We start from the raw sequence: 8162 nt of genomic DNA, 5'->3' as shown, positions 1-8162 counted from the left end.
TTTTCACGTAAACAACAGTAGAAACTCACCATCCGCCCAGGTGGGACGTAGGTCCCGGATCGTGCGCAGGTCACTGCCGACCGCTCGCCAACATCGACGAGCATCTATGGTGACAGTCGTCGATCCTCGCTCTAGCCTGGGGCCATGTCCTCCACGAGCCTCCCGCTGGTCGAGCCGGCCTGCTGCGCGCCGCTCACGCAGGCACCGCTGTCGGCCGACGAAGCCCTCGTCCTCGCCGCCCGGCTCAAGGCACTGGCCGATCCGGCGCGACTCCGCCTCGTCTCCCTGCTCGCCGCGAGCACCGGAGGCGAGGCCTGCGTCTGCGACCTCACCGGACCGTTGGGACTCTCGCAGCCGACGGTCTCCCACCACCTCAAGGTGCTGCACCAGGCAGGGATCCTCACGCGTGAGAAGCGGTCCACCTGGGCCTACTACGCCGTCGTGCCCGCGGCCCTGGCCGCGCTCGCGCTGGTGCTGACCCCGGTGCACCCGGACGCGAGCTCCGGGAACACCCTCGGCGCGGACAGGGTTGGCACCGGGTGCGGCCCGGCCTCCCGACGAGGACAGCAGCCGACACCTGCCTGACCGGCACCTCCGGTCGGCACCGCGCGGGACAGCCTCGCGTCGTGGACCCCAGGAGCCCTCATGACCCTCGCCGAGGACCTGCACGCCCAGGCCGAACGTTCCGCAGCGGCCGCGAGCCCGGAGACGCGGGCGCAGCGCCTCGCTGCGGTCGCGGCCGTCGCGGCGTCGGGGATCGACCGGACCGCCGTTGCCGTCGGGGACCTCGCACCAGCCTTCACGCTCCCGGACGCGACCGGCAGAGCCGTGGCCCTCAGCTCCCTGCTCGAGCACGGCCCCGTGGTGCTGTCCTTCTACCGCGGCGGCTGGTGCCCGTACTGCACCCTCGAGCTGCGCGCCCTGCAGGCCGCCATGCCCCGGCTGAGCGCGGCCGGGGGGACGCTCGTGGCGATCTCGCCCGAGGCGCCCGACTCCTCCCTCAGCACGGCAGAGAAGGCCGGGCTGGAGTTCGCCGTCCTCTCGGACACCGAGGGGTCGACGATCACGGCGTACGGGTTGCGCTTCACCGTCGACGCGGTGACCCGGGAGGTCCTGACGGAGGCCGAGGCGAAGGCGGCGCGCGCCCGCGGCACGACGACAGAGATCCTCCCGGTCCCGGCCACGTACGTCGTCGGGACCGACGGGGTGGTGCGGTACGCCTTCGTCGACACCGACCACCGGCGCCGCGCCGAGCCGGACGACCTCGTCGCCGCCGTCGCCTCGCTCACCGCGCAGGCGCCCTCGGCCTGACCGACCGGACTGCCGCCGACTCCCGGCGGCGGGCCGGTGCTGGGCGCGCCGCCGCCCCTGACGACCGCGATCACCCCCACAGCGCGACGAGCTCTGCCGCCTCGACGCGCAGCGCGCGCTCGACCGCGGCGAGCTGAGCCTCGGTGCACGGCAGGCCGAAGGCGAACCGCACGGCCCGGGCGAGGTCGGCGCGGTAGTCGTGGCCCGCGGCGTCGAACCCTCCCACCACGGCGTTGTTGGCGTTCTTCACGTCGACCGCGCACTGCAGGAACGTGACGGGTGTGGACCACGCGGCCTGCCCCGGAACCCCCGGACGCCGCGGACCGGCCAGCCACGAGGGCTCGCGGATCAACAGCTCCGGGCTGAACAGGGGAATCGCGTCGTCGTCGTGCGCGAGCAGGACGTACCGGGCCCGCGCGGCAGCTCGGGGATGGAGCCGGTCGATCTCCTGGGCGCCCGTCAGGCGCACGATGCCGTCCTCGGAGACCTCACCGACGGCGAGGGCGTCGGCGCGCCGCGACCAGGCGCTCGCGGCCGGGGTGCCCAACCAGAGCGCGCGGTCGATCATCGCCCGTGCCAGGCCAGCCGTCCCGGTGTGCAGGAAGGCGTCCTGGCTCGTGTGCGCCCCGAGGCTCTCGCCGAACAACGCGACCCGCGGCCGTCGGTCCGGCGGCCTGCCTCGCACGGCCTCCGCCACGGCGCTCCACGCGGCACGGTTCTGCTCGCGCGCCTCGTCCACCCGGTCCAGCGCCATCGGCGAAGGCCGGTTCGCGTACTGCAGGGTCAGCGTCGCGCAGTCCCCCCTGCTCAGGAGCTCCCAGGCGGCGCAGGCGACGTGGTTGACGAATCCCGAGCCCGTCGGCGAGCAGAGCACGAGCAGCGACCGGTCGAGCGCGGCCGTGCGGTCGAGCTCCGCCATGGCGAGCGCCACGCGCTCCTCGACGGTTCGCGCGCTGTCCAGGCCGACGTACAGCCGGATCGGCTCGCGGGCCGGCTCCCCCATCACCTCGGCGATCCGCGCGGCGGGACGGACCCGCACCAGGTGCCGCCGGGGCTCGCGCGAGAGCCGCGACCACTCCACGGCGCTCCCAGGTGAGCCGCTGACCCAGGGACTCGACGGCGGCTCGGCGAGGTCGGGGTCCGGCGTTCCGAGCCGTTGCTCGGCTCGGCGGTAGACGACTGCCCCGAAGCCGTACAGGCCTGCGGCGATGACCAATGTCGCCGAGGCGTGCCCCAGGACGGCCGTCCGGTGGCGGAACGGGCGCGCGCCCGTCCTCGCCAGCCCGACCCGTTCGAGCCGGGCGATGGCGACCTGCGAGAGAGCCCGCTCGACCGCGAGGGGTGCCACCGCACCGAGCAGGAGCAGGGCACCGGCGTCGTAGGACGGGCGCACCGGTGCCCGTCGCTCCCGGTGCAGGTCGAGGCCCGCCGCACGGGCCCGCCGGTCCCGCCACCGCTGGGCTCCGACGCCGACGGCCGCGCCCACCAGGGCCGACGCGGGCACGGTCCGCAGGGCGCGTGCGGGCAGGCGCTCGGGGTCGAGCCGTCCGGCGAGCGCGTCGATCGCGCCCGGGACGGCTCCGGAGGCGCATGCGGACGCGATCATCCTGGCCCCGGTGCGCGCCACGGCCCGCAGCGCCGGCTCGTCCTCGCGCCGTGGCAGGGCCAGGTGGACCCCCGCCCCCACCAGGAGCCCGACGACGTCGACCGCGAGCGTGGCTCGCCCCGTGCGCACCACCCCGTCTCCCCGGCCCAGCGCGGTCAGCAGGCGGTCGGCGGTCCCGAGGACGACATCGTGCACCGTCGCCGTCATGGCGTAGCCCAGGGCGGATGAGGTCCCCGTCACGACCCCCTGGTCGAGCCATGACCGCGGCCGCAGCAGGGGCACCAGGCTCAGCGGCACCGTGGCGGCCGCCGCGACGACCCCTGCCCGCCGGCTCGGGGTGAGCCGGCCGTCGCGTGCCGCCTCGGCTGCCGCGGGCACGTGGATCAGTCGCGCTTCGCGATCTCGTGCTCCCGACGCCGTGCTCGACGCGCCATGATGCGCAGCTGGGTCAGCCGGACCACGCCGACGATCGTGACGATCGCGCCGCCGGCCACCGCCGCGATGAGCAGTGCGGTGCCGAGCGGAAGGGATCCCTGGAGACCGAGGTAGCGGACCTCGACCGTCTCCTGGTTCTCCAGGATGAGGATGATCAGCAGGACGAGGATCACCAGCGAGACCGCGGTGGCGAACCACGCTGCCGCGGCCCTGGTCGTCGACATCGCACGGTGCGAATCGACGATCGCGCCCTTGGTCGAGGCAGGCGCGGTGGGAGGCGTGGTCGGCTTCGCAGGCGCCGCACCCGACGGCGTGACCGGCTTCGCGGGAGCCGCACCGGAGGGCGTGGTCGGCTTCGCGGGCGTCACCCCGGTCGCGGTCGCCGGCGTCGCGGGCGCCGCCGGGGGCGAGACAGCCGGCTTCGTGGGAGTCGCCCCGGCCGCCGTCGCCGGCTGCGCAGGCGTCGCGCCTGACGGCGTCGCCGGCTTCGCTGCAGTCGCCCCGGGCACCGTGACGGCCGCGTCGCGCGCGGACGGCGCGCCCTCGGCCGCGCGGGTCGACGTCGGCGCACCGTCGCCTCGCGGTCGGGCGACGACGGAGTCGACCTGGGGTGTCAGCCCTGCCTCGGGCGCCGTGCTCGCCCGGACCGCTCCGACGGCGTGCGACCCACCGGTCTGGCCGGCACCGGACCGCTCGGCGCCGTCGGGACCCGGGGCGTTCTCAGCCGCCTTCTGCTGGTCGCGGTTCCGCTTGCCGAAGGGGTTGGACGGAGTCATGACACGGCCTCCCGATCATCGCCGGACCTGCACCGATCACGCTACCGCTGCCGCCCCCCGCTCGCGCGGACAACCCGATCCCGTCGACCAGGGGGCGGCCACGACCTCAGTCGGCAGCTCCGTCGGACAGCTCGCGGTAGAGCTCGGCGCCCTCGGCGGGGGTCAGCCCCTGGTGGACCACCCCACGCACCGCCTGGATCATCGCCACCGGGCGCTGCCGCTGGAAGATGTTACGTCCCATGTCCACGCCCGCGGCGCCCTGGCTGATGGCGTTGTGGGCCATCGTCAGGGCGTCGAGAACGGGCAGCTTCTTCCCACCGGCCATGATGATCGGCACCGGGCAGGCGGCGGTCACGGTCTCGAAGTCCTCGTCGCAGTAGTAGGTCTTGACGATCTGTGCGCCGAGCTCCGCGATCATCCTCGTGGCCAGGCGCAGGTAACGCGCGTCCCGGGTCAGCTCCTTGCCGACCGCCGTCACCCCGACGACGGGGATGCCGAGGCGCAGGCCGCCGTCGACGAGGGTCGTCATGTTGTGCACGGACTGGGTCTCGTGCTCTCCGCCGATGAAGACCTGGACGGCGACGGCAGCCGCGTCGATCCGCGCGGCGTCCTCGATCTCCATCGCGAGGCGCTCGTCCGACAGCTCCTTGAGGATCGACGGCCCACCGGAGGCACGGACGACCAAGGGGTTGGTGGCCGCGGCCGGCAGCGTCGACCGGATGATGCCGCGGGTCGCCATCAGGGCGTCGGCGTAGGGCGCGAGCGGGACGATCGACAGGTCGATCCGCTCGAGGCCGCTGGTCGGCCCCTGGAAGTACCCGTGGTCGAAGGCCAGCATCACCGTCCGCCCGTCGGTGGCGTCGAAGATCCGACCCAGGCGGTGCTGCATGCCGAAGTCCAGCCCGGCAGCGCCCTTGACGTGGAATCCCCGGGCCTGCGCAGGCGTGTCCAGGTAGTACTGCTTGGCGGCGATGTTGCCCTCGAGGTCGGCCATCGTCAGTTCCTTCCGTAGATGTGGTGTGGTGAGGGGGGTCAGCGACCGGGTGCGAGCTCGGGCTCCGGCTCACCGGGCGTCCACGGCACCGGAACGCCGTCGTTCGGGTCGTAGGGCGCCTTGATGAAGACGGCGCGGAAGTCGGCGTCGCTGTTGTTGACGAAGTAGTGCTGCTCGCCGGGCTGCATCTGGTACACGTCGCCGACGCCGACCGTGAAGCTCTCGCGGCCGTCGAGCCAGACGGTGGCCTCGCCCTCGATGCCGACGAAGGTCTCCTCGATGGCCGAGTGGTAGTGGTTGGCCGCGTCGTCCCCTGGCCGGAGTCGGACAACCCCGAGGTCGGTGCGGGGCCCCCGCAGCACATAGCCGGGGCCGAACTCGCCGAAGCGGAACTGGGTGTCGCCCAGGTGACGATGTTCCACGGGATCCCTTTCTCGTTGCCTTCGTGCTCGGATCAGCTGCCCGGGGCGTGCCACATCGGAGTGGTCACCCCCGCGAGCATGAGGTCGCGCTGGACGTCGTAGGCCGACTGCCAGCGGCGACGGACGTCGAGGTACTGCTCGTGGCGGTCGGGGTCGGGTTCGACCTCTCGCTCCCAGCGCACCCACCCGGCGCAGTCCGCCGGGGTGCCGAGTGCGCCCACCGATGCGGCTGCGCACGCTGCGGTTCCCTGTGCCGCTGCCTCGGTGACGGCGGGCACCCTGAGCGGCCGGTTGAGCACGTCTGCCACGATCTGGCTCCACATCGACGACGACGCGGCACCCCCAGCGAAGACCACCGGCTCGTCGTCTCGCACGGGCGCAAAGGTCGCCACGTGCTCGAGGTTCGCCGAGGTGACGATCGCCGCGTTCTCCAGGAGCGAGCGGAACATGGCGGCGCGCAGTCCCGGCCCACCCTCGAGGTCGAGATTGAGGAACGACGGCGCCGCGTGGGTCCACCGGCGGTAGTTCATGACGTCGGAGAAGATCGGGATGACGCCACGGGACCCGATCGGCACCTCGGCCGCTGCCTCGGTCAGCACGTCGAGCGGGTTCCGCCCCGACGCGCGTGCCGCCTCGACCTCCGGAGCGGCGAAGGTGTCACGGAACCACCGGACGGCCGTCCCCGGATGGAAGGCGATGGCCTCCGCCTGCCACAGACCCGGCACGGCTGCCGCATTCACGCGCACCGCCATCTCGGGGTGGGTCACGGCGGTCCCGATGTTGACGTTGAGCTGCCAGAAGGTACCCGCGGTGAGCAGCACCTGCCCCGGACGGGTGAGCCCGAGCCCGAGCGCGGCCACCTGGGCGTCCCCGCCACCGACCGCGAGGACCGTGCCCGCGGTGAGCCCCGTGTCCCGGGCCGCCGCAGTGCTCAACCGACCGACGCGACCGCCGGGCTCCTGCACCTCGGGCAAGAGGTCGTCGCGGAGCCCGCACATGCTGGCGAGCTCCGGGTCGGCGGCACGGGTCGCCAGCGCGATCATCCCGGAGGTGGAGCCGTTCGAGGGCTCCATCGCCGGTGCGGCTCCCAGCCGGTGGAGCACCCACTCGCTGAGCATGATCACGCGGTGCGCTCGCTCGTACAGCTCGGGGCGGTGACGCGCGAGCCAGAGCAGCCGCGGCTGGGCGGCGAGCGCGAAGGTCTGACCGCTGCGGCGGTAGACCTCCTCGAGCAGGCCTGGCCGACCCTGCAGGTCCACCACCTCCGCATCGGCGCGCGAGTCCACGTTCGCGCAGGCCCACACCTCCTTGCCGGCCGCGTCGAGCACGACGATCCCCTCGCGCATGGCGCCGGCGCTGAGCGCCTGGACGGCGCTCGCGGGGGTGTTCGTGACCGCGAGGACCTCCCTGATGCACTCGACCAGCAGCCCGTAGTTCCGGTCGGTCGCGAAGGACATCGACCCGGGGACACCGGCCTCGGCGTCGTGCACCCACGGCCTCGAGGCGACGCCGACGTAGGCACCGTCGAGGGTGAAGAGGGCGGCCCGGACCGAGCCTGTCCCGGCATCGATGGCGAGCACGTGGCTCATGAGTCGCTCCGTTCCAGCAGTGCCCGTGCGACCTCTTCGGTCGTCACGAGGACGTCGAGGTAGCCGCCGCGCAAGGCCCCGAGGATCGCGTCGACCTTCGACATGCCACCGGCCACGCCGACCACGTTGGGGATCTTGTGCAGGTCGTCGAGGTCGATCCCGATCCGACGACGGTGGATCGGCAGGTCGACCAGGTCCCCGTTCGCGTCGTAGAAGAGCCCGAGGACGTCACCGACGGCTCCGAGCGCGCCGTACTCCGCGAGCTCTTCGCCGGTCGCGTACCCGACCTGCGCAAGGGTCGCCTGGCCGCCCAGCGCCCCGATACCGATGAGGGCATGGTCGGCGCGGCGTGAGAGCTCGATGACCTGCTGGACCAGCGTCTCTGCCCGGAGGGCCTCGGCGAGCTCCTCCGTCGAGGCGAGGATCGGGGTCGGCAGGATCGCGTCCTGGAGCCCGGCGTCGCGGTCGACCCGGACCCGCCGCAGTGCGTTGACGTAGGCGCCGACCCCCCCGGTCAGGCTGACCGTGCTCACCCTGGCGATTGCGTCGGGGTGCAGGCCCTCCATCGTCTGCTGGACCGTGTCGCCCCAACCCATCCCGAGCACGTCGCCCGCCTTGAGATGGCTCTGCAGGTACTGCGCGCCCCCACGGCCGAGGCGGGCGTTGACCCGCGACTGCTCCTGGGCATCGGAGTCGAGCATGGGCGGGACGAGCGCCTCACGCAGGCCGAAGCGCTCCTTGAGCAGCCGGCCCACCTGGAAGGACTCGTAGTACTCGGAGTTGATGGTGAAGGTGACGATGCCGACCTGTCGGCAGCGTTCCAGGAGGCGCCCGGCCGACGCACGCGAGACCGAGATCCGCTTGGCGATGTCGTCCTGCGTCAGACCGTCGACGTAGTAGTACCAGGCGACCCGCAGCAGCTGCTCCTGCGCGGCCCAGTCCTCATCACCGCGCGAGCGGGGCTGGGGTTCCATCGGTCTCCTCGAGAGGACGAAGGGGATAGGGACGGGGTCGGACGGGGCACGGGGC

The 8162-nt window shown here is 73.2% G+C and carries 8 protein-coding genes; 2 read left to right on the top strand and 6 right to left on the bottom strand.

What is annotated here, in order from left to right:
* Positions 1–144 precede the first annotated feature (144 nt).
* Both ABWK99_RS11075 and ABWK99_RS11070 read left to right on the top strand, forming a co-directional pair.
* Positions 145–585 (top strand): metalloregulator ArsR/SmtB family transcription factor, encoded by a 441-nt coding sequence (locus tag ABWK99_RS11075; protein ID WP_372594762.1) that lies wholly within the window; start codon positions 145–147, stop codon positions 583–585.
* Between the two features lie 60 nt (positions 586–645).
* Positions 646–1311, top strand: coding sequence for a peroxiredoxin-like family protein (locus ABWK99_RS11070; protein WP_372594761.1), 666 nt, complete (start codon positions 646–648; stop codon positions 1309–1311).
* Between the two features lie 70 nt (positions 1312–1381).
* Here ABWK99_RS11070 and ABWK99_RS11065 read toward each other — a convergent pair whose 3' ends face one another.
* The 6 genes from ABWK99_RS11065 to ABWK99_RS11040 form a co-directional block, all read right to left on the bottom strand.
* The gene (locus tag ABWK99_RS11065; RefSeq protein WP_372594760.1) at positions 1382–3295 is read right to left on the bottom strand and encodes an alpha/beta-hydrolase family protein; all 1914 of its coding nucleotides are present in this window, start codon (positions 3293–3295) and stop codon (positions 1382–1384) included.
* A gap of 5 nt (positions 3296–3300) precedes the next feature.
* Positions 3301–4128 carry a lipopolysaccharide assembly protein LapA domain-containing protein gene (locus ABWK99_RS11060; protein ID WP_372594759.1) on the bottom strand — a complete coding sequence of 276 codons (828 nt, stop codon included), beginning with the start codon at positions 4126–4128 and terminating at the stop codon, positions 3301–3303.
* A 106-nt stretch (positions 4129–4234) separates the two neighbouring features.
* Complete coding sequence (lsrF, locus tag ABWK99_RS11055; RefSeq protein WP_372594758.1) at positions 4235–5122, bottom strand: 3-hydroxy-5-phosphonooxypentane-2,4-dione thiolase; 888 nt, start codon at positions 5120–5122, stop codon at positions 4235–4237.
* A 38-nt stretch (positions 5123–5160) separates the two neighbouring features.
* Positions 5161–5544 (bottom strand): cupin domain-containing protein, encoded by a 384-nt coding sequence (locus ABWK99_RS11050; protein ID WP_372594757.1) that lies wholly within the window; start codon positions 5542–5544, stop codon positions 5161–5163.
* A gap of 32 nt (positions 5545–5576) precedes the next feature.
* A complete protein-coding gene (gene lsrK, locus ABWK99_RS11045) occupies positions 5577–7133 on the bottom strand; it encodes an autoinducer-2 kinase (RefSeq protein WP_372594756.1) in 1557 nt (518 codons plus the stop codon).
* Positions 7130–8107, bottom strand: a complete 978-nt coding sequence (locus ABWK99_RS11040; protein WP_372594755.1) for a sugar-binding transcriptional regulator — start codon at positions 8105–8107, stop codon at positions 7130–7132. Before ABWK99_RS11040 ends, lsrK begins: the two co-directional genes overlap by 4 nt.
* Positions 8108–8162 lie beyond the last annotated feature (55 nt).

It is taken from the genome of Actinotalea sp., from assembly GCF_041597215.1.
In the GTDB taxonomy this organism is placed as follows: Bacteria; Actinomycetota; Actinomycetes; order Actinomycetales; family Cellulomonadaceae; genus Actinotalea.
The sequence above is the reverse complement of the archived record's forward strand: the minus strand, read 5'-3'. Positions and strand labels throughout refer to the sequence as shown.

What these genes read in the sequence shown, in the direction of transcription:
- ABWK99_RS11075 (WP_372594762.1), top strand. Translation starts at nt 145, where the DNA reads ATGTCCTCCACGAGCCTCCCGCTGGTCGAGCCGGCCTGCTGCGCGCCG.
- ABWK99_RS11070 (WP_372594761.1), top strand. Translation starts at nt 646, where the DNA reads ATGACCCTCGCCGAGGACCTGCACGCCCAGGCCGAACGTTCCGCAGCG.
- ABWK99_RS11060 (WP_372594759.1), bottom strand. Translation starts at nt 4,128, where the DNA reads ATGACTCCGTCCAACCCCTTCGGCAAGCGGAACCGCGACCAGCAGAAG.
- lsrF (WP_372594758.1), bottom strand. Translation starts at nt 5,122, where the DNA reads ATGGCCGACCTCGAGGGCAACATCGCCGCCAAGCAGTACTACCTGGAC.
- lsrK (WP_372594756.1), bottom strand. Translation starts at nt 7,133, where the DNA reads ATGAGCCACGTGCTCGCCATCGATGCCGGGACAGGCTCGGTCCGGGCC.
- ABWK99_RS11040 (WP_372594755.1), bottom strand. Translation starts at nt 8,107, where the DNA reads ATGGAACCCCAGCCCCGCTCGCGCGGTGATGAGGACTGGGCCGCGCAG.